The organism is Amycolatopsis roodepoortensis (assembly GCF_024628825.1).
Taxonomy (GTDB): domain Bacteria; phylum Actinomycetota; class Actinomycetes; order Mycobacteriales; family Pseudonocardiaceae; genus Amycolatopsis; species Amycolatopsis roodepoortensis.
The window spans coordinates 3,102,277-3,121,258 of record NZ_CP102415.1 but is presented as its reverse complement, the minus strand read 5'-3'; the positions used below and the strand labels follow the sequence as shown (position 1 = coordinate 3,121,258).

Annotated in this window: 17 protein-coding genes; 8 read left to right on the top strand and 9 right to left on the bottom strand. The window is 71.4% G+C overall.

Annotated features, from left to right (window positions below; genetic code table 11):
* Positions 1-70: 70 nt before the first annotated feature.
* Genes NQK81_RS14640 through cbiE form a run of 5 tightly spaced genes read right to left on the bottom strand, consistent with a single transcriptional unit; the run spans position 71 to position 6,838 of the window.
* Positions 71-3,175, bottom strand: a complete 3,105-nt coding sequence (locus NQK81_RS14640; protein WP_257488627.1) for an arabinosyltransferase domain-containing protein — start codon at positions 3,173-3,175, stop codon at positions 71-73.
* Positions 3,176-3,208: 33 nt separating this feature from the next.
* Complete coding sequence (locus NQK81_RS14635; RefSeq protein ID WP_257488626.1) at positions 3,209-3,952, bottom strand: cobalt-precorrin-6A reductase; 744 nt, start codon at positions 3,950-3,952, stop codon at positions 3,209-3,211.
* Positions 3,949-4,944 carry a Gfo/Idh/MocA family protein gene (locus NQK81_RS14630; protein WP_257488625.1) on the bottom strand — a complete coding sequence of 332 codons (996 nt, stop codon included), beginning with the start codon at positions 4,942-4,944 and terminating at the stop codon, positions 3,949-3,951. Before NQK81_RS14630 ends, NQK81_RS14635 begins: the two co-directional genes overlap by 4 nt.
* Positions 4,941-5,702, bottom strand: coding sequence for a precorrin-4 C(11)-methyltransferase (gene cobM, locus NQK81_RS14625; protein WP_257488624.1), 762 nt, complete (start codon positions 5,700-5,702; stop codon positions 4,941-4,943). Before cobM ends, NQK81_RS14630 begins: the two co-directional genes overlap by 4 nt.
* On the bottom strand, positions 5,699-6,838 hold the full coding sequence (cbiE, locus tag NQK81_RS14620; protein WP_257488623.1) for a precorrin-6y C5,15-methyltransferase (decarboxylating) subunit CbiE: 1,140 nt from the start codon (positions 6,836-6,838) through the stop codon (positions 5,699-5,701). Before cbiE ends, cobM begins: the two co-directional genes overlap by 4 nt.
* Positions 6,839-6,897: 59 nt before the next feature.
* Here cbiE and NQK81_RS14615 point away from each other — a divergent pair, with 59 nt between their 5' ends.
* Genes NQK81_RS14615 through cobC form a run of 4 tightly spaced genes read left to right on the top strand, consistent with a single transcriptional unit; the run spans position 6,898 to position 11,801 of the window.
* Complete coding sequence (locus NQK81_RS14615; RefSeq protein ID WP_257488622.1) at positions 6,898-8,856, top strand: putative cobaltochelatase; 1,959 nt, start codon at positions 6,898-6,900, stop codon at positions 8,854-8,856.
* Positions 8,856-9,470, top strand: coding sequence for a cob(I)yrinic acid a,c-diamide adenosyltransferase (cobO, locus tag NQK81_RS14610; RefSeq protein ID WP_257488621.1), 615 nt, complete (start codon positions 8,856-8,858; stop codon positions 9,468-9,470). Before NQK81_RS14615 ends, cobO begins: the two co-directional genes overlap by 1 nt.
* Complete coding sequence (locus NQK81_RS14605) at positions 9,464-10,798, top strand: cobyrinic acid a,c-diamide synthase CobB (RefSeq protein ID WP_257488620.1); 1,335 nt, start codon at positions 9,464-9,466, stop codon at positions 10,796-10,798. Before cobO ends, NQK81_RS14605 begins: the two co-directional genes overlap by 7 nt.
* A complete protein-coding gene (gene cobC, locus NQK81_RS14600; RefSeq protein ID WP_257488619.1) occupies positions 10,791-11,801 on the top strand; it encodes an Rv2231c family histidinol phosphate aminotransferase CobC in 1,011 nt (336 codons plus the stop codon). The genes NQK81_RS14605 and cobC overlap by 8 nt, the downstream gene beginning before the upstream one ends.
* On the opposite strand, the gene NQK81_RS14595 is transcribed toward cobC, so the two are convergent.
* Entirely contained in the window at positions 11,791-12,666 is an 876-nt protein-coding gene (locus NQK81_RS14595; protein ID WP_257488618.1) for an NAD(P)-dependent oxidoreductase, read from the bottom strand. The genes cobC and NQK81_RS14595 overlap by 11 nt on opposite strands.
* Before the next feature lie 63 nt (positions 12,667-12,729).
* On the opposite strand from NQK81_RS14595, the gene NQK81_RS14590 reads away from it, so the two are divergent.
* Positions 12,730-13,116 carry a MerR family transcriptional regulator gene (locus tag NQK81_RS14590; protein WP_257488617.1) on the top strand — a complete coding sequence of 129 codons (387 nt, stop codon included), beginning with the start codon at positions 12,730-12,732 and terminating at the stop codon, positions 13,114-13,116.
* A 71-nt stretch (positions 13,117-13,187) separates the two neighbouring features.
* A complete protein-coding gene (locus NQK81_RS14585) occupies positions 13,188-13,808 on the top strand; it encodes a hypothetical protein (RefSeq protein WP_257488616.1) in 621 nt (206 codons plus the stop codon).
* 107 nt (positions 13,809-13,915) lie between these two features.
* Here NQK81_RS14585 and NQK81_RS14580 read toward each other — a convergent pair whose 3' ends face one another.
* Genes NQK81_RS14580 through NQK81_RS14570 form a run of 3 tightly spaced genes read right to left on the bottom strand, consistent with a single transcriptional unit; the run spans position 13,916 to position 16,287 of the window.
* Positions 13,916-14,662 (bottom strand): adenosylcobinamide-GDP ribazoletransferase, encoded by a 747-nt coding sequence (locus NQK81_RS14580; RefSeq protein WP_257488615.1) that lies wholly within the window; start codon positions 14,660-14,662, stop codon positions 13,916-13,918.
* Positions 14,659-15,672 carry a nicotinate-nucleotide--dimethylbenzimidazole phosphoribosyltransferase gene (cobT, locus tag NQK81_RS14575; protein WP_257488614.1) on the bottom strand — a complete coding sequence of 338 codons (1,014 nt, stop codon included), beginning with the start codon at positions 15,670-15,672 and terminating at the stop codon, positions 14,659-14,661. The genes NQK81_RS14580 and cobT overlap by 4 nt, the downstream gene beginning before the upstream one ends.
* A gap of 9 nt (positions 15,673-15,681) precedes the next feature.
* Positions 15,682-16,287 (bottom strand): bifunctional adenosylcobinamide kinase/adenosylcobinamide-phosphate guanylyltransferase, encoded by a 606-nt coding sequence (locus tag NQK81_RS14570; protein ID WP_257488613.1) that lies wholly within the window; start codon positions 16,285-16,287, stop codon positions 15,682-15,684.
* Between the two features lie 36 nt (positions 16,288-16,323).
* Between NQK81_RS14570 and NQK81_RS14565 the strand changes: the two genes are divergently transcribed.
* On the top strand, positions 16,324-17,256 hold the full coding sequence (locus NQK81_RS14565) for a cobalamin biosynthesis protein (protein WP_126735411.1): 933 nt from the start codon (positions 16,324-16,326) through the stop codon (positions 17,254-17,256).
* Positions 17,253-18,713 carry a cobyric acid synthase gene (locus NQK81_RS14560; protein WP_257488612.1) on the top strand — a complete coding sequence of 487 codons (1,461 nt, stop codon included), beginning with the start codon at positions 17,253-17,255 and terminating at the stop codon, positions 18,711-18,713. Before NQK81_RS14565 ends, NQK81_RS14560 begins: the two co-directional genes overlap by 4 nt.
* Positions 18,714-18,982 lie beyond the last annotated feature (269 nt).

The following is an 18,982-nucleotide window of genomic DNA, read 5'->3' as shown; positions in this document are numbered from 1 at the left end:
ATTGGAGGCGTAACTCACGAGTTACGCCTCCACTCACGTGAGTTACGGGTTCAAACACGCGAGTGACGACTCAGCGCGTCGGGTCCTTGCCGTTCGGCTGCCGCGGACCCGGACCCGGCGACCACCAGCCGGGGACGACCTTCTCGCCGTGGACGATCGTCGGCGCGATCCCCTCGGTGAACGGTTCCACCTGCAACAGCTGGCCCCAGGACTGGCTCGGCTGGCCGATCAGGTAGCTGGGCACCTCGGGTTCGGCCGCGACCTCTTCGAGCCAGCCGATCGGGCCGCCGTTGGTACTGGACGCCCAGTTCGCCTCGTCGGCGACGGTGCCGGGGGTGATCCGGTAGTCGGGCATCTTCGAAATGCCGTCGTGCGAGGTCACCGGCTGCACGCACGGGTAGACGAACGACGCCGGCCAGTCGACGTACACCTGCTTTCCCGCGATCTTCTCGGTCAGCGTGGTGAACGTCGGCACGCGCGGCGCGGACGCGGCGATCCAGCCGTCCTCGGTGAGGTCGTTGTCGACGATGTTGATCCGCACGGACGTCGTCTCGGGGGGAAGGTCGCGCAGGTTGATCCGGGTGTCGTTCCAGCCGTTGGTCCCGGCGCCCGGCGGCAGCACGAACTGGCTGCGGACGACCTTCACGCCTTCGCCGGTGTTCACGCCGTAGTCGAGGCTGACCGACGTCGGCCGCCGGGCCGCGCCCGCGGTGGCGACCACGATCTGGCCGTCGGCGGGCTTCTCGGACAGGGCGTACCAGTCGCTGCGCAGACGTCCGGCCCGCGTCTCGGGGTCGAGGAAGCTGCTCCACATCGGGACTTCGTCGGGTTTGAACCCGTGCGGCGGCTCGGCCAGCGGATCCTTGTCGTCGATCGCGCGGGTGTGGAACCCGGTCTGCACGCGGCCGTTGTCCTGTTCGGGATCGGGCAGCGGCGGCGGGGTCTGCCCGGCGGGCGGCTCTTCCTTCTTCACCGGCACCGTCCGCTGTTCGGGCTGGGTGCGCAGGATGCTGGTCGCGGCGTCGCGTTCCACCATCACGTGGTCGGAGAGGTTGCAGCTCTTGCCGAACAGATGCCCGAAGTTCGCGGCGCCGAGGCTGTAGGACCCCGACTGGTTGTGGATCGCCCACGCCATGCTGACGAATTCGCCCGTCGCCATCAGACCGCAGACGACCACCAGCGAGAGTGAACCGAGCCGCAGCGACCGGCTCCGTCCTTCCTGTGGCCCCGCCTGCAGGCCGGGCCGGTGTGCGCGGACGTTCTCCACGAACGCGTACACCCCGGAGATCGCGGCCGCGACCAGCAGGATCGTCGACAGCTGGATCCCGCCGATCGACGGCGCCACCGCCGTCCACTGCACGCCGAGTTTCGAGACGAACCAGTACGAGTTGGGCCCGGTCGCGGCCAGCGCGCCGACCACGAGCAGCCCGGCGAGGAACGCGGCGCGGTTGCGCCTGGACCTCAGCACCGTCGAACTGGTCGCCAGCGCGGTCAAGGCCGCCATCGCCGCGCCGACCGCGGCGAACGCGCCGAAGTGGTGCGTCCACTTGGTCGGGGTCAGCGCCAGCAGCAGGAAGAACAGCGCGACCGTGCCGATCAGGCGGCGGCTGGGGCCGAGCGCGGCGCCGGGGATCCGGCCGCGGCGCAGCAGCACCACCAGGCAGGTCCCGGTGCACAGCAGCACCAGCAGCACGGGGAACCGGCGTGGCACGGAGCCGTCCGGCAGGCTTTCGAAGAGCAGCTGGTAGCGCGCGAGTTCCTGGAACCAGGACAGGTTCGGGCCGACCAGGGTGCGGATCCGGGTCGCCTCCTGCACGGTGGCGAAGGTCTGGTCGGCGAACACCACGACCAGCACCAGCAGCCCGGCGGCCAGCACCGGCGCGAGCACCGGGAGCCAGCCGTTCTCGGCGCGCTGGCGGACCAGTTTGTACAGCGGGCGCGCGGCGACCAGGAACGGCGCGACCGCGATCAGCCCGGTCGGCGTCGCGGCCAGGGTGAATCCGGCGGCGGTCAGGCCGAGGCACAACGGCAGCAGGCGGCGGGTCACCAGCGCGCGCTCCACGGCGCAGATCGCCAGCAGCGAGCCCAGCGCGGCGACCGGTTCGGGCCGGACACCGTTGTTGAACGGCATCCACCAGACCAGGAAGACCGCGGCGGCGGCCCAGCCGGCGGCGCGGCTCGTGCGGACCTGGGTGCCAAGGCGCGGCATGACCTCGCGGCTGATCAGCAGCCAGCTCAGCACGCCGAGCAGGAACGACGGGAGCCGGATCCACGGCGGCACCGTGCTGACGTGCGCCATCAGCTGGTACACGTGGTAGAACCAGCCGAACGGCGCTTCGGCGACGCCGAACCAGCGGTGGTAGTTCGTCAGGTAGCCGGTCTCTTCGGCCACTCTCGACATCGTGAGGATGTAGCCGTCGTCGGAGGTGACCGGGCCGATGAAGACCCACGCGCCGAGCGCGATGATCACCGTCGCGTCGCGGGCGGTCAGGCGCCACCAGCCGACCGGCGCCCAGCGCGGCGCGCGGCGGGCGAACCCGGAGTCCATCCGCCACACCGCGATCAGGCAGCCGATGAACGACAGCGCCGCGATGACGCCGATGATCCACTTCCACACCGTCGGCGAGGTCTGGTAGCGGGTGTCCGGGACGACCGAGACGTGCAGTCCGGCGATCGGGTCCTTGCCCGCGTTGATCGACGAGTAGATCCCGACCAGCCGCGGCCGGACGTCGCCCTCGGCGTGGAATACCACGGTCTTGGCGACGGTCAGCGTCATCTGGTTCGCGTCCGCCGACAACTTGACGTCGCAGTTGTTCTCCGGCAGCGGCTGCTGCACGATCTGCTGACCCTGGCTGGAGGCGAGCAGCACGCCGTTGTCGATGCGCAGCTGCAGGCCGACGCCCTTGCCCGCGCGCGGGTCGGTGCGGCCGTCGGGCACGGTGGAGAACAACAGCGCCTGGCCCTGCGAACGCGCGTCCAGCGACCGGACGGTCGTGCACGGCAGATCGACGCGCAGGTCCTGCGCCCAGTACCCGGTCAAGGGCGCGTTGACGGAGCGGGTGTCGCCGCCCGTTGGCCAGACGACCTCCGCTGTGTCCTGCACCACCGGCAGGAAGGGGAAAGCCAACGCGCACAAGGCGGACAGCAACCCCAGCGTGACAGCGATCAGACGCATCGGCGCAACGCTAACGGGTCTGCTCCGAACGGCTTACGCAGGGCTGCCCTTCGCCGTGCCGCTCAACCAGGTTAGGGCGTCCTGGACTGTCGTTACGCTGGCCGTTTCCGGCCGCGACGGCCGTCGGACGACGACCACCGGAACGCCGAGCCCGCGGGCGGCCGTGAGCTTCGCCGCGGTCATCTCGCCGCCGCTGTCCTTGGTGACGAGGACCTCGATGCCGTGCCGCCGCATGAGCGCGCGTTCCTTCTCCACCGTGTACGGCCCGCGGTCCAGCAGGATCTCGTGACGCCGGGGGAGCGGCACCTCGGGCGGGTCGACGCAGCGGATCAGGAACCAGAGATCCAGCCCGGCGAAGGCGGTGAGCCCTTGCCGTCCGCTGGTCAGGAACACGCGGTCGCCGAGCGACGGGAGCAGCCGCGCGGCGTGGTCGAGGTCGTCGGCCCAGTGCCAGGTGTCCCCGGGCCGTTCGGTCCAGCCGGGCCGGGCGAGCCTGAGCAGGGGGGTGCCCGTTTCCCGCGCCGCGATGGCCGCGTTCGAGCCGATGCGTTCGGCGAAGGGATGCGTGGCGTCGATCACCGCGTCGACGTCGCTCTCGGTCAGCCAGCGTGCGAGACCTTCCGGGCCGCCGAAGCCGCCGACGCGGACTTCGCCCTCAGGCAGCTTCGGGCGCGCGACGCGGCCCGCGAGCGACGACACGACGTGCTCGCCGCGTGCCACCAGTTCCTTCGCGAGCTCGCGTGCTTCGCCGGTACCGCCCAGGATGAGCAGCGTCATCGCGCCACAGCGGCCCGCCACCGCTCCAGCGTGCGCAGGTTGGCGAGCGTCTCCGCCCAGGTGAGTTCGGGCGCCTGCCGGTCTTCGAGGTGTGTGGCGACGTGGTCGGCCTCGCGAGCGAAGAGGCCTTGAGTCGCTTCGACTTCGATCACCTCGGGCTCGCCACCTTCGGGCGTGAGGATGATCTGCGAGGTCTTGGGCTTGCGCATTTCGTGGATCCACGCCGGTTTCGGCACGTACAGCTGCCCTTCGGAGCCGTACACGCGGATGTGGTCGTCCTGCGTGAGCAGGAAGCCGCAGGCCAGCTGCGCGAGGATCCCGCCCGGCAGCCGCAGGAGCCCGAACGCGACCTCGTCGACGCCGTTCTCGTCGAGTCGCGCCATCCCGAGCACCTCGTCGGGCTCGACGACGTCCTGCCCGGTCGCCGCCTGCGAGACCAGCCGCGCGAGTGACGTGCAGTAACAGCCGACGTCGAAGATCCCGCCGCCGCCCAGCGCGGGATCGGTGAGCCGGGGCACGGCGAAGTTGTAGCTGAAGGTGACGTCCACGGCGCGGACCTCGCCGATGGCGCCGCAGGAGATCAGCTCGGCCAGCCGCCGGATCTGCGGATGCAGCCGGTACATGAACGCCTCCATGAGGAAGACGTCGTTGGCGCGGGCGGCGTCGATGACCTTCTCCGCCTCGGCGACCGACATGGTCAGCGGTTTCTCGCACAGGATGTGCTTGCCGGCTTCGGCCGCGCGGATCGCCCATTCACCGTGCAGGGGATGCGGTGTCGAGATGTAGATCGCGTCGACGCCGGGATCGGCGAGCAGGTCTTCGTAGGCGCCATAGCATTTCGGGATCTCGAAGCGGCTCGCGAACTCGGCCGCCCGGTCACCGGATCGCGCGGCGACGGCTTCGAGGACACCGTGTCTGCTCTCTTCGACGCCCGCCGCGAACTCGGCGGCGATGGTCCCGGCGGCCAGCAGGCCCCAGCGCACGTTCTTCACAGCGACTCCGGTTGGTTGGCGCGATCGCGGGTGGCCGAGTACAGGAAACTGTCGGGAAATCCTTCCGCGGCAAGGACTTTCCCGACGAAGATCATCGCCGCGCGGCTGATCCCGGCCTCCCGGGACTGCGCCGCGATGGTGCCGAGCGTGCCGCGCAACACCTGCTCACCCGGCTGGCTCGCCAGCGCGACCACCGCGGCCGGGCAGTCGTCGGGGTAGAACGGCCGCAGTTCGTCGACTACCTGCTCGATGCGGTTGATCGCCAGATGAAGTGCGAGCGTGGTGCCGGTGCGCGCGAAATTCGCCAGGGTTTCCCCTGGCGGCATGGCGGTCGACCGGGCCTGCGCGCGCGTGATGACCAGACTTTGGCCGACCTCGGGCACCGTCAGTTCGCGGTTGAGCAGCGCGGCCGCGGCGGCGAACGCGGGCACACCCGGCGTGACGTCGTAGGGAACGCCGGCCGCGTCGAGGCGGCGCATCTGCTCGGCGACCGCGCTGTAGATCGACGGGTCGCCGGAGCAGAGCCGCGCGATCTCGTGGCCCTTCCCGTGGGCCTCGACCATGCGCTCGACGATCGCGGGGAGGTCGAGGTTCGCGGTGTCGACGAGCACCGCGTCGTCCGGGCAGTAGGCGAGCAGGTCCGTGGGTGTCATGCTGCCGGGGTACAGGCAGGTTTCGCAGCGGCCGAGCAGGTCACGGCCTCGCACGGTTATGAGGTCGGCGGCGCCGGGCCCGGCTCCGATGAAGTGCACTGTCAAGGTTTGCTCCACTGCGTCACGGCTCGCGCCGGGGTCCAGCCGGTGAATCCGCCCAGCGGCGCGGCCTGTTCGACGGCGACGCGGATCAGCTCCCCGCCGTGCTCGCCGTACGCGCGGGCCAGCGCCTGTTCGGCTTCGAGGGTCACGCCGTGCGCGACGATCCGCGCGCCGGTCGCCAGGCAGGCGTCCAGGACGCCGGGCACGGTCAGCCCGCCGCCGAGGAAGATGGCGTGCGGCTTGGTCAGCCCTTCGAGGGCGTCCGGTGCCGCGCCGGTCACCACGTGGAGTTCCGGGACGCCGAGCGCGTGCGCGTTCCGGGTGATCCTGGCGGCCCGCTCCGATGACCGCTCGATCGCGATCGCCCGGTTCAGGGGATGCACGCGGGACCACTCGATGCCGATACTGCCCGCGCCCGCGCCGACGTCCCAGAGCAGTTCGCCGGGTGTCGGCGCGAGCCTGGCCAGCGCGGACGCACGGAGGTCGCGTTTGGTGAGCTGGCCGTCGTGCTCGAAGACGTCGTCGGGGAGGCCGGTCAGCGGCAGCGCGGGCCCATCGGCCTCGATGGCGAACACGGTCAGCGTGCCGGGGCCGACCCGCTCGTCCGGGCCGCCGAGGTCGGAGAGAGCGGTGACGCGGCTCTTGCCGTAACCGCGGGCTTTGAGCAGGTCAAGGAGGTCTTCGGCGTTCGCGCCGAGGACGAGGATCTTCCGCCCGGGCGCCAGTACACGGCTCACCCGGCTGATCGCGCGGCCGACGACGGTGACCACCTCGGTCTCCTCCGCCGGCCAGCCGAGCTTCGCGCGGGCGAGCGTCACCGAAGAGAGCGCGGGCAGGACCTCGACGTCGTAGCCGCGCTGGATCAGCGTCGTGCCGATACCGGAGAGCAGCGGATCGCCGCTGGCCAGCACGCAGACACGGCCTTCCCGCTCGGCGAGGAAGGCGTCCAGGCCGGGCAGGAGCGGGCTGGGCCAGGGCTCGCTTTTCATCCCGGCCGGCAGGTACGCGAGCTGTCTCGGCGAGCCCACGACCACGTCGGCGTTCAGGACCGCTTCCCTGGCCTGCGAGGACAGGCCGGGCCAGCCGTCGGCCCCGATCCCGACGACCGTCAGGGGTGATTTTTCGCGCACCTCGGTCACGCTAGACGACGGATTTCCTATGCGATGATCGGCCGGAGGTCGTCGACGACAGGAGAGCTGTGAAGCCGTACCCGTTCACCGCCGTTGTGGGGATGCCGGACCTGCGCCTGGCGCTGGTGCTTTCCTCGATCTCACCCGCCGTCGGCGGGGTGCTGGTGCGCGGGGAGAAGGGCACGGCGAAGTCGACGATGGTGCGCGCGCTGGCCGGTCTGCTGCCCGGCGTCGACGTGGTGGACGCGTGCCGGTTCTCCTGCGATCCCGTCGAACCCGATCCGGCCTGCCCGGACGGGCCGCACGCCGAAGGCTCGCCCGCGCATCGCCGTCCCGCGCGGCTCGTGGAGCTGCCGGTCGGCGCGGCCGAAGACCGCGTGATCGGTTCGCTGAACCTGGAACGCGCGCTCGCGGACGGCGTCACCGATTTCCAGCCCGGTCTGCTCGCGGCCGCGCATCGCGGGCTGCTGTACGTGGACGAGGTCAACCTCCTGCACGACCACCTGGTCGACACGCTGCTCGACGCCGCCGCCATGGGGCGCGCGACCGTCGAGCGCGAGGGGGTCTCGGTGTCGCACGCGGCCCGGTTCGTCCTGATCGGCACGATGAACCCCGAGGAAGGCGAATTGCGGCCGCAGCTGCTGGACCGCTTCGGCCTCACCGTCGAGGTCGCGTCCAGCCGGGATCCCGAACTGCGGGTCGAGGTCGTCCGCCGCCGTCTCGCCTACGAGGCGGATCCCGACGGATTCGCCGGCCAGTACGCCGCGGCCGACGCCGAACTCGCCGCGGACATCGAGGCGGCACAACGACTTCTGCCGTCGGTCAAACTGCCAGACGACGCGCTGCGGCAGATCGCCGAGGTCTGCGCGTCCTTCGAGGTCGACGGGATGCGCGCGGATATCGTGACCGCGCGGACCGCGGTCGCGCATGCCGCCTGGGCCGGGCGCACCGAGGTGACCACCGACGACGTCCGGGTCGCGGCCCGGCTCGCGCTGCCGCACCGGCGTCGCCGCAACCCCTTCGACGCGCCCGGGATCTCCGAGGAGCAACTGGAGCAGGCGTTGCAGGACGCCGAACCCGAAGGCCCCGGTCCCGACGACGACGGCCCCGGTTCCGGTACCCCTCCCGAAGGCGGTGAGGCTCCGCCGTCGGAGGGCGGAAGCCAGGAGCCGTCGGGCGGCGGACAGAGCGGCGGTGACCAGAAGCCGGTCGGCGCCGGGGAAGCCTTCCGTGCCAGGCGTTTCGAGGTGAAGGGCACCGGTGAGGGCGTCGCCGGGCGGCGGTCGAGGGCGATCACCGACAACGGGCGGACCATCGGCGTCCAGCCCGCCGGAACCAAGGACGGGCATCCGCATCTGCTCGCGACCGTGCGCGCGGCCGCGCCGCACCAGCGGTCCCGCGGCCGCAGTGGCGCCGGGCTCGTGGTGCGGCCGCAGGATCTCCGGTTCGCGCGGCGGGAAGGGCGCGAGGGCAACCTGGTGCTGTTCTGCGTCGACGCGTCCGGCTCGATGGGCGCGCGGCAGCGGATGCGCGAGGTCAAGACCGCCGTGCTGTCGCTGCTGCTCGACGCCTACCAGCGTCGGGACAAGGTGGGCCTGGTGACCTTCCGCGCTTCCGGCGCCGAACTCGCGCTCCCGCCGACGATCAGCGTGGACGCCGCGGCGTCCCGTTTGGACGGTCTCGCGACCGGTGGCCGCACGCCGCTGGCCGAAGGACTCCTTGAGGCGGCGCGGGTGCTGCGGATCGAAGCGGTCCGCGATCCGTTGCGGCGTCCGCTGCTCGTCGTCGTCACCGACGGCCGCGCGACCAGCGGCGCCGATGCCGTCCAGCGCGCGCGGCAGGCGGCCGGGTTGCTGGCCGGGAACGTGACCTCGATCGTGATGGACTGCGAGAGCGGGAAAATGCGGCTCGGGCTCGCCGCCGAACTGGCGGAACACCTTGGCGCGGAACACGTTCCGGTCGCCGAGGTCGCCGCCGACACCCTCGCGGGCGCCGTCCGCACTCGGATCTCGGGAAGGGCGGCGTAATGCCACAGGGCAAACCGGAAACGGTGCCGAACGACGGCCTCACCACCCGCCAGCGCCGCAACCGCCCGCTGCTCGCCGTGCACACCGGCGAGATGAAGGGCAAATCCACGGCCGCGTTCGGGATGGCGCTGCGCGCGTGGAACCAGGGCTGGTCAATCGGCGTGTTCCAGTTCGTCAAGTCGGCGAAATGGCGCGTCGGCGAGGAAGCCGCGTTCCGCGCGCTCGGCAAGCTGCACGAAGACACCGGTCAGGGTGGCGCGGTCGAATGGCACAAGATGGGCGAAGGCTGGAGCTGGGCGCGCAAGTCCGGTTCCGAAGAGGACCACGCCGAGAACGCGCGTGAGGGCTGGGCCGAGATCAAACGCCGTCTCGCCGCCGAGACCCACGACTTCTACGTCCTCGACGAGTTCAGCTACCTGCTCAAATGGGGCTGGCTCGAAGTGGACGACGTCGTCTCGACGCTGACGGAGCGCCCCGGCCACCAGCACGTGGTGATCACCGGCCGGTACGCGCCGCCGGAGCTGATCGAGGCGGCGGACCTGGTCACCGAGATGACGAAGGTGAAGCATCCGATGGACTCGGGGCAAAAGGGCCAGCGAGGCATCGAATGGTGAACCGCGTGGTCATCGCCGCGCCCGGCTCCGGGCACGGCAAGACCACGATCGCCGCGGGGCTGATGGCGGCGTTGCGGGCGCGGGGGCTGAAGGTGTCCGGGCACAAGGTCGGCCCCGACTTCATCGACCCGAGCTACCACGCGCTGGCCACCGGGCGGCCGCCGCGCAACCTCGACCCGTTCCTCCAGGGCGAGGATCGGCTGATCCCGTTGCTGCGGCACGGTTCCGCCGGTGCCGACATCGCGGTCATCGAGGGCGTGATGGGCCTGTTCGACGGGGCGCTCGGCACCGAGGGATACGCGTCGACGGCGCATGTCGCGCGGCTGCTGGACGCGCCGGTGGTGCTCGTGGTGGACGCCTCGGCCGCGTCGCGCAGTGTCGCCGCGACCGTGCTCGGGTTCGCGCAGTACGACACGCGCGTCCGGCTGGCCGGGGTCATCCTGAACAAGCTGGGCTCACAGCGGCACGCGGACGAGATCGTCACCGCGCTGGAGGCGACCGGTGTCCCGCTGCTGGGAACGCTGTACCGCAACGAAGAGATCCACGCGCCCAGCCGGCACCTCGGCCTGGTCCCGGCGGCGGAACGGGCGAGCGAGTCGGCGCGGCTGCTGCCGGAGCTGGCGGCCTGGATCAGCGAGGGCGTGGACCTCGGCGCGATCGTGCAGGTCGCCCGATCGGCTTCGCGGCTTTCGGGGGATCCCTGGCGGCCTCCGTTCGCCCATGACGGCCGCCGTACGGTGGTCGCCGCCGCGGCAGGCCCCGCGTTCACCTTCCGCTACACCGAGGCGGTCGAACTGCTTGCCGCCGCCGGTGTCGACGTCGTCGACGTGGATCCTTTGCAGGACAAGGAACTTCCCGAGGGCTGCGCCGGGCTGTACTTCGGTGGCGGCTTTCCCGAGGTGCACGCCGAGGAGCTGTCGGCGAACGTCCCGCTGCGGACCGCGGTGGCGCGGGCCGTCGGTGACGGAATGCCCGTCGTGGCGGAATGCGCCGGGCTGCTGTACCTGTGCCAGGACATCGACGGCACGCCGATGACCGGTGTCCTCGACGCATCGGCCACCATGACGAAACGCGGGAAACTCGGCTACCGCAAGGCTTTCGCGCCCGCGGACAGCGTGCTCGCCGTCGCGGGCCAGCGCGTCACCGGGCACGAATTCCACCGCACGATCCTCGAACCCGGCAGCGGCCCGACCCCCGCCTGGGGCTGGGACCGCACGCCCGACGGCTTCGCGTCGGCGTCGCTGCACGCGTCGTACCTGCACGTCCATTGGGCGGGCTACCCCGAACTCGCCGAACGGTTCGCCGCCGCGGTGCACGCCCATGGCTGACTACGACCTCTGGCACCACGGTGATCGCGAGGTCGGTGAGGGGCTCGTCGATCTGGCGGTCAACGTCCGCCTTCCGACGCCGCCCGCTTGGCTGCGCGCCGAACTGGCGGCGGCCCTGGACGACCTGGCGGCCTATCCGGACGTCACCGCCGCCACGGCCGCGGTCGCCGCCCGGCATTCGCTGCCGGAGTCCCAGGTGCTGGTGACCTCCGGCGCGGCCGAGGCCTTCACGTTGCTGGCCACGGCTTTGCGGCCGTCACCCGCCGTCGTCGTGCACCCGCAGTTCACCGAACCCGAGGCCGCTCTGCGCGCGGCTGGCCATCCCGTGCACCGGGTGGTGCTGTCCCCCGACGACGGTTTCCGGCTGGGCGACGTTCCGGAAGAAGCCGATCTGGTCTTCGTCGGGAACCCCACGAACCCGACGTCCGTATTGCACCCGGCCGCGGACCTGCTCGCGCTGGGGCGCCCGGGGCGCCTGGTCGTCGTCGACGAGGCCTTCCTCGACGCCGTCCCCGGCGAGACCGAAAGCGTTGCCGGACAACCTGGTTTCGTCGTGCTCCGCAGCCTGACGAAGACCTGGGGGATCGCCGGCCTGCGTGCGGGGTATGTGCTGGCGGACGAGTCCGTTGTGGACAGTCTGCGCGCGGTCCAGCCCCCGTGGTCGGTGTCGTCGCTCGCCGCCGTCGCCGTGGTGGCGTGCTGCCGCCCGGCGGCGTTGGAGGAAGCCGAAAAGCTGGCGGTGGCGGCGGAAGCGGACCGGGAGTACCTGGTTTCGGGTCTGACCGCGTTGGGTGTCGAAGTGCTCGGTGAGCCTCGGGGTCCTTTCGTGCTCGTGCGGCTGCCTGGCGCCGACGGCGTCCGGGAGAGGTTGCGGGAGCGCGGTTTCGCCGTCCGGCGTGGGGACACCTTCCCCGGGCTGGACGCGCGGTACCTGCGGATCGCGGTGCGGGACCGGGAGACGGTGGACGGGTTCCTGGCCGCACTCGACGCGGTCATTTCTTGAGGACCTCGATGATCGACGAGTAGCTGCTCTTCCCGAACCCCGCGGCGATGGCCCTTTCGGCCAGTTCCTTGTTCCTGGCCGGGATCTCGGTGTCCACGCCCTGCTCGCCGCTGGTTCCGACGATGTGCGTGAGCGCCGTGAGGTTCATTTCGAGGGAGCCGAGATCACCGGGGTACACACCGTTGTCGATGGCGGGTGCCTCGACCTCGAGGATCCCGCCGACCACCGAGGGCAGGAACCAGTCCACGGCGAGTTTCGTGAAATCGGTCGCCGCGACCCCGGCGCTGCCGACCAGGGCGGCGGCGTGCAGGAAACCGTTCATTGACGAATACATCAGGCTCAGCAAAGCGGTGTTGTACAGCACCGCGAGGCCCGGATCCGCCCCCAGGTAGGTCGCTTCCCCCAGCACGGCCAGCGTTGCCTTGTGCGCGTCGAAGACGTCCTCGGCACCGCTGTAGAGGAACACCGAACCCGGACGGCCGACCATCGCCGGCGGGACCATGATGGCGCCGTCGAGGTAGCCGATCCCACGATCTCCGGCCCAGCGAACGGCTTCGTGCGCTTCCTTCGGCGTGCCGGAATTGAGATTCACCACCACCCGGCCGCGCAGGGCCGATTCGGCGGGACGCAATGCGGAGTACAGGGCGTTGTAGTCGGCGAGGCACACGACGGTCACCTCGCTCGCGGACACCGCGCTCGCGACGCCGTCCGCTTCCCGCGCGCCTCGAGCCACCAGGGGCGCGGCCTTGCCGGGAGAACGATTCCACACGGTCACCTCGTGGCCGTGGTCGAGCAGGGCCGCGGCGAGCGCCGAACCCATCGGGCCGAGGCCCGCGACGGTCACGGCGAGTTTCTTTTCGCTCATGGCGCAAGGCTAAAGTCTCTCATCGATGTGAGAGTCAACTCCCGATCGTGTAATGGTGGTCCCATGCGGATCGGTGAGCTGGTACGGCGGACGGGCGTGCGGGAGCGCCTGCTCCGGTACTACGAGGAGCAGGGTCTCCTGCATCCGGTGCGAAGGCCGAGCGGGTACCGCGAGTACTCCGAACAGGACGTCGGGCGGGTACGCAACATCCGCACGCTGCTGTCCGCGGGTTTGGGTACCGCGACCATCGCCGGAGTGCTGCCGTGCATGGTCGATCTGGGGAACGGCCTCGCTCCCGCGTGCGCCGACCTGCTGCCCGAGCTGTACCGGGAGCGGGAGCGGATCAGCGCGGCGATCGACGAGATGACGGCGACAAGGGAGGTGCTGGACGGCATCATCGCCGCGACGGTCCCGCACGCCGACGAGGTCGCCGAAGCGTTGGGCTCGTGAGTGGTAAGGACGGTTAGAACCGTCTTCACCACTCACGACCGTTCCGGTGCCCGAAATGGTTGGATGGGCCGGTGAACTTCGTGATCGGCGTCTTCGATCTCTTCGCCTACACCATCCCCGGCGCGCTGTACGTCGCGTTCTTCGGCTACCTCGGGGCGAAACTCCACATCCTGACCGCGGCGAGCATCGGTGGCGTGCCCACCGTGGTGCTGGTCGTCGTGATCGTGGTGCTGAGTTTCCTGCTGGGCTATCTGGCCTATCCGCTCGGGGAGGCGCTGGAGCGGATCGTGCCGCGAAGGCGGAACCGGGACGCGGCCCAGGATTTCGTCCGCCGGATGCCCGCCGCGAAAGACCGCCCGTTCCTGAAGGAGAACCCGCATCTCCTGCTGTGCGCGCTGCAACTGCACGACAAGGAGGTCGCGGCCGACGTCACGCGGCTGCGCGCGTCCGGGCTCATGGTGCGCAACTGCGCGCCGCCACTGCTGTTCGGCGCCATCGCCGCGATCGTCGACATCTTCGCGGGCAAGCACCCGTTCGTCGCCGCCGTCGTCGCGGTGCTGCTGCTGTTCTCGTCGCTCACTTTGGTTTCGCAGGGCCGGAAGCTCGGACTCTGGGCCGGGATGAAGACGTTCGAGCTGTGCTTCTGGCTGCCGGAGATCGACGAGAAACTGGCGGCGGACACCGCTGCTTGACCGGGGCCTGTGCGGCCGAAGGCGTAACTCGCGTGCTCAGACGCGTAACTCGCGTGTTTGGAGGCGTAACTCGCGAGTTACGCCTCCAAACACGCTAGTTACGTCTTTCAGAACGACGAAGCCAGCAAGACCCCCGCGACGGCGACCTCGACGCAGCCCCCGAGCACGTCCCCGGTGACCCCGCCCAGCCGCTGAACACACCGCGCCAGCAACGCCGCCGCGGCCAGATACCCCAGTGCCACGGCGGCGAGCCCTTGCCACCACGGCAGTACCAGCGCCGCCGCACCCGCGAGCACGGCGAACACCACCGCCGCCGCCCACACCGGGACCGAACCGGCGACGGTCGCGCCCAGCCCTTCCGGCCGGGCCGAGGGGACGCCGCGCGCGCAGCACAGCGAGAGCACCCCGCGTCCGGCGACGACCGCCACCGCGGCCGCCGCGATCCCGTGCCCGGCCGAGATCGCCCCGGCCAGCGCGCCGACCTGCACCAGCAGCACCAGCAGCAGGGTCGCGATCCCCGTCGGCCCGGAATCCCCGCGCCGCATGACCTCCAGCGCCCGCGCGCGGTCGTACGAAGCGCCGAGCCCATCCGCGGTGTCGGCGAGTCCGTCCAGATGGAGCCCGCGGCTGCCCAGCGCCACCGCGCCCAGCGCGAGCGCCGCCGACGCGAACGCGGGCAGGCCGATCAGCTCACCCAGGAAGACGATGACCGAGGCGACGGCCGCGAGCGGGACGACGGCCGGCGGAGCGAGCACCATGGCGCCGCCGGCCACCCGCCGGTCGATCACTCCCGGCGCCGGCACCCGGACGGTGGTCAGGGTGCCGATGGCCATCTTCAGCGCGTCGGCGATCAAGCCAGATCCGCCAGCAGGCCCATGTCCGCGAGGATCGCCCGCGCCGCCCGCAGCGTCGGCACCGCCTGCACGGCGCCGCTGCCCTCGCCGAGCCGCAGCCCGAGGTCGAGGATCGGCTCCAGCCCGAGCGCCTTCAACGCGAACGCCTGCGACGGCTCGGTCGACCGATGCCCCGCCAGCCACCACTGTTCGGCCCCCGGCGCGATCTCGCGCGCGACGAGCGCGGCGGCCCCGGAGAAGACGCCGTCGAGCAGGACCGGAACCCCGCGGACCGCGGCCTGCACGAGAAAGCCCGCCGTCGCGGCGAGACAGGCGCTGCCGAGCTCGGTGAGCAACGTGAAGGGGTCTTTCACCGCACCGGACCTGACCAACGCGGCCTCGACGACCGCGAGCTTCCGCGCCCGCGTGTCCTCGTCGATCCCGGTGCCCGTACCGACGACGTCCTCCGGGAGCAGGCCGAGCAGCGAGGCGACCACGGCCGCGCAGATCGTCGTGTTGCCGATCCCCATGTCACCGGGGATGAGCAGATCCGCGCCGCCGTCGATCTCCTCGTCCGCGATCGCCAGCCCGTGCTCGAACGCCGTCCGCGCCTCGCCATCGGCGAGCGCGTCCTCGACGTCGATCGAGCCGGAACCGCGCCGGACCTTGTGCGCGGTGACCTCGGCCGGCACGTCCGCGCCGTCCCAGTCCACCGCGATGTCCAGCACCCGCACCTTCGCCCCGGCCAGCCCGGCCAGCACGCTGACGCCGCTCTTCCCGGCCAGGAACACCCGCACCATCGCCGCGGTGACCTCGCGCGGATACGCCGACATCCCGGAAACCCCGTGGTCCCCGGCGAAGACGACCACGCGGACGTCGTCGAGCGGGCGCGGCGGGACGACGCCGTGCGCGGCGCTGAGCCAGGCGGCCAGGTCTTCGAGCCGTCCGAGTGAACCCAGCGGTTTGACCAGGCCGTCCAGTCTGGCGCGCGCGGCGGCTTCGGCGGCGGCGTCCGGGGTGGCGATACGCATGGCGACTCCCTATGGCAGGTCGAGCATCCGTCCGGCGACGACCAGCACGGTCCGGTCGGACACGGCGGACACCCGGTTGTTCAGCGCGCCCAGCACATCACGGAACACGCGTCCGGACACCGTCGCGGGCACCACACCGCTGCCGACCTCGTTGCTGACCGCGATCACCGGCACGTCCGCCTGCTCCCACGCCGCCAGGAAGTCCTCCAGCCGGTCGTCGAGCCGCCGTTCCCAGCCGTTGCGCTGCTCCCAGGCACCGACCTCGTCGAGCACGCGGCTGATCCACGTGCCGAGGCAGTCGATGAGCAGCGGATGCGTCGCCGTGCGCAGCACCGTGGCCAGGTCGGTGGTCTCCACCGTCTTCCAATGGCCCGGCCGCCGCGCGCGGTGCGCGGCCACCCTGGCGGCCCATTCGGGATCTTCGGCGCTCGGCGGCAGCCCGGGCGCGACGTAGGTCAGGTGCGGGTGGCGGGACGCGAGCCGCTCGGCGTGCTGTGACTTCCCAGAGCGGACGCCGCCCAGTATCAGCACCTTGCCGTCGTCGCGCGAGTAGCGGCGAAGTGCGCGCGCGAGGGTCTCCAGGACCTTCGCGAGGCGGTGCGTCAGCTTGGTCATACCCCGCATTCTCGTGCACGCGCTACGGTTCGCCACGTGCCACTCCGACAAGCCGCCACCGCAGCCGGACTCGTGACCGGTTACGTCGCCGACGCCGTCTTCGGAGATCCACGCAGAAGGCACCCGGTCGCGGGTTTCGGCCGCGCCGCGCAAGCCCTCGAACAGCGGGTTTACGCCGATTCGAAGGTACGGGGCGCGGCGTACACCGCGGTCTGCGCGGGCACGGTCACCGGATTGGGGGTCGCGGCCCAGTTCTGGACCCGCAAGCGCCCGTTCGCGCGGTTCGCGCTCACCGCGGCGTCCACCTGGGTGGTTCTGGGCGGCAAGGGGCTCGCGGCCGAGGGCACCCGCATGGCCCGGTTGCTCGACGACGGCGACCTGCCGGCCGCGCGTGAGCGGCTCTCGCATCTGTGCGCCCGCGACGCCACCGGGCTCGACACCGAACAGCTCGCGCGGGCCACCACCGAGTCCATCGCCGAGAACACCTCGGACGCGGTCGTCGCGCCGCTGCTGTGGGGCGCGGTCGCCGGGATCCCCGGCCTGCTCGGCTACCGCGCGCTCAACACGCTCGACGCGATGGTCGGCTACCGGTCCCCGAAGTACGCCAACTTCGGCTGGGCGTCGGCGAGGACCGACGACCTGGCGAACCTGGTGCCGTCCCGGGTCGGCGCGGCGCTCACGGTCGCGTCGGCGCCGCTGGCGGGCGGCTTCGCCAAACCCGCGTTCCGGATCTGGCGCCGCGACGGCAAGCATCATCCGAGCCCCAACGCGGGCCAGGTCGAGGCCGCCTTCGCCGGCGCGCTCGGGATCAGGCTGGGCGGGACGAACAGCTACGGCGGACGCACCGAACGCCGCGGTGTCCTCGGCGACGGCCGCGAGCCGGAACCGGTGGACGTGCGCCGCGCGGTCCGGCTGTCGAGGGCGGTCGGTCTCGCCGCGCTCGCCGTCGCGGTGGCGGTCACGCGGTGAGCGGCCTGCTCGTCGCGGGGACGACGTCGGACGCGGGCAAGAGCCTGGTCACCGCCGCGTTGTGCCGCTGGCTCGCGCGCCGGGGCGTGCGGGTCGCGCCGTTCAAGTCCCAGAACATGTCGAACAACTCGATGGTGTGCGCGGACGGCGCCGAGATCGGCCGCGCGCAATGGCTCCAGGCGCGGGCGGCCCGCGTCGAACCCGAAGCCGCGATGAACCCGGTACTGCTGAAACCCGGGAGCGACCGCCGCAGCCACGTCGTCGCGCTCGGGAAACCGGTCGGCACGCTGGAAGCGGGGGAGTACGCCACGGGCCGGGCCGGGCTCGCGGAGATCGCCTTCGACACGTTTTCGTCGTTGCGGCGCCGCTTCGACGTCGTGCTGTGCGAAGGCGCGGGCAGTCCGGCCGAGATCAACCTGCGCGAAGGCGACTACGTCAACATGGGGCTGGCGCGGCGCTTCGGCCTGCCCGTGGTCGTCGTCGGCGACATCGACCGCGGCGGCGTCATGGCCGCGATGTTCGGCACGCTCGCCCTGCTGTCCGCCGAAGACCAGGCGCTGGTTTCGGGCTGGCTGGTCAACAAGTTCCGCGGTGACGTCGGCCTGCTACGGCCGGGGCTGGAGACGCTGGAGAAGCTCACCGGCCGCGAGGTCTTCGGCGTGCTGCCCTGGCTCGACCAGGTGTGGATCGACTCGGAGGACGCGCTCGCCGCCGCGGGCTGGGGCGCTTCGGGCGGATCGCTGCGGGTCGCCGTCGTGCGTTTTCCGCGTGCCTCCAACGCGACCGACGTCGACGCGCTCGCCGCCGAGCCCGGGGTCTCGGTCGCGCTGACCGCCGACCCGGACACGGTTCGTTCCGCCGATGTGGTGATCCTTCCGGGTTCCCGCGCGACCGTGGACGACCTGGCGTGGCTGCGTGCGCGCGGCCTGGCCGACGCCGTGCGCGCACGGGCCGAGGCGGGGCGCCCGGTGCTGGGGATCTGCGGCGGCTATCAGATGCTGGCCGCCGAGATCGAGGACGACGTCGAATCCGGCGCCGGCACGGTCCCCGGACTCGGCCTGCTGCCGACGCGCGTCTCGTTCAGCGCCGACAAGGTGCTGGCCCGGCCATCGGGAGAGTGGCGCGGGCAACCCGTGGCGGCGTACGAAATCCACCACGGCACCGTGACCGCCACCGGCCCCGCCGAGTCCTTTTTGGACGGATACCGGCGAGGCGCGGTGTGGGGCACGATGTGGCACGGGGCCTTCGAGAACGACGGTTTCCGCCGCGCCTGGCTGGGCGAGGTGGCGGACTGGTCGCCCGCCGCCGGGGCACCGGGGTTCGGCGCGCTGCGGGAGAGCATGCTGGATCGGCTCGCCGACGCCGTCGAGGAGCACGTCGACACCGCCCGGCTGCTGCGCCTCATCGAAGAGGGCGCCCCTAGCGGTCTGCCTTTCGTGCCGCCGGGCGTCCCATGACGCATTTCGTCCTCTGAATGCGGTCCTTGCGCACGCGACTACCGCATCCAGAGGACGAAATGCTATGGAGGACGGGCACTGTGTGGATTTCGGGGCGTTGGCTGACCAGGAATCCACACGGTCCCCGCGTGACCGGTCCGGTCACGACGGCCAGACCGCCGCAGATGCGAGGTGTGTGGAAATAGGGACGTCGAACGTCTCTATTTCCACACACCCCTCGACCACGTCGAGCGATCACGCGAGGGCGAAGACACGGTCCGATCGCGAGT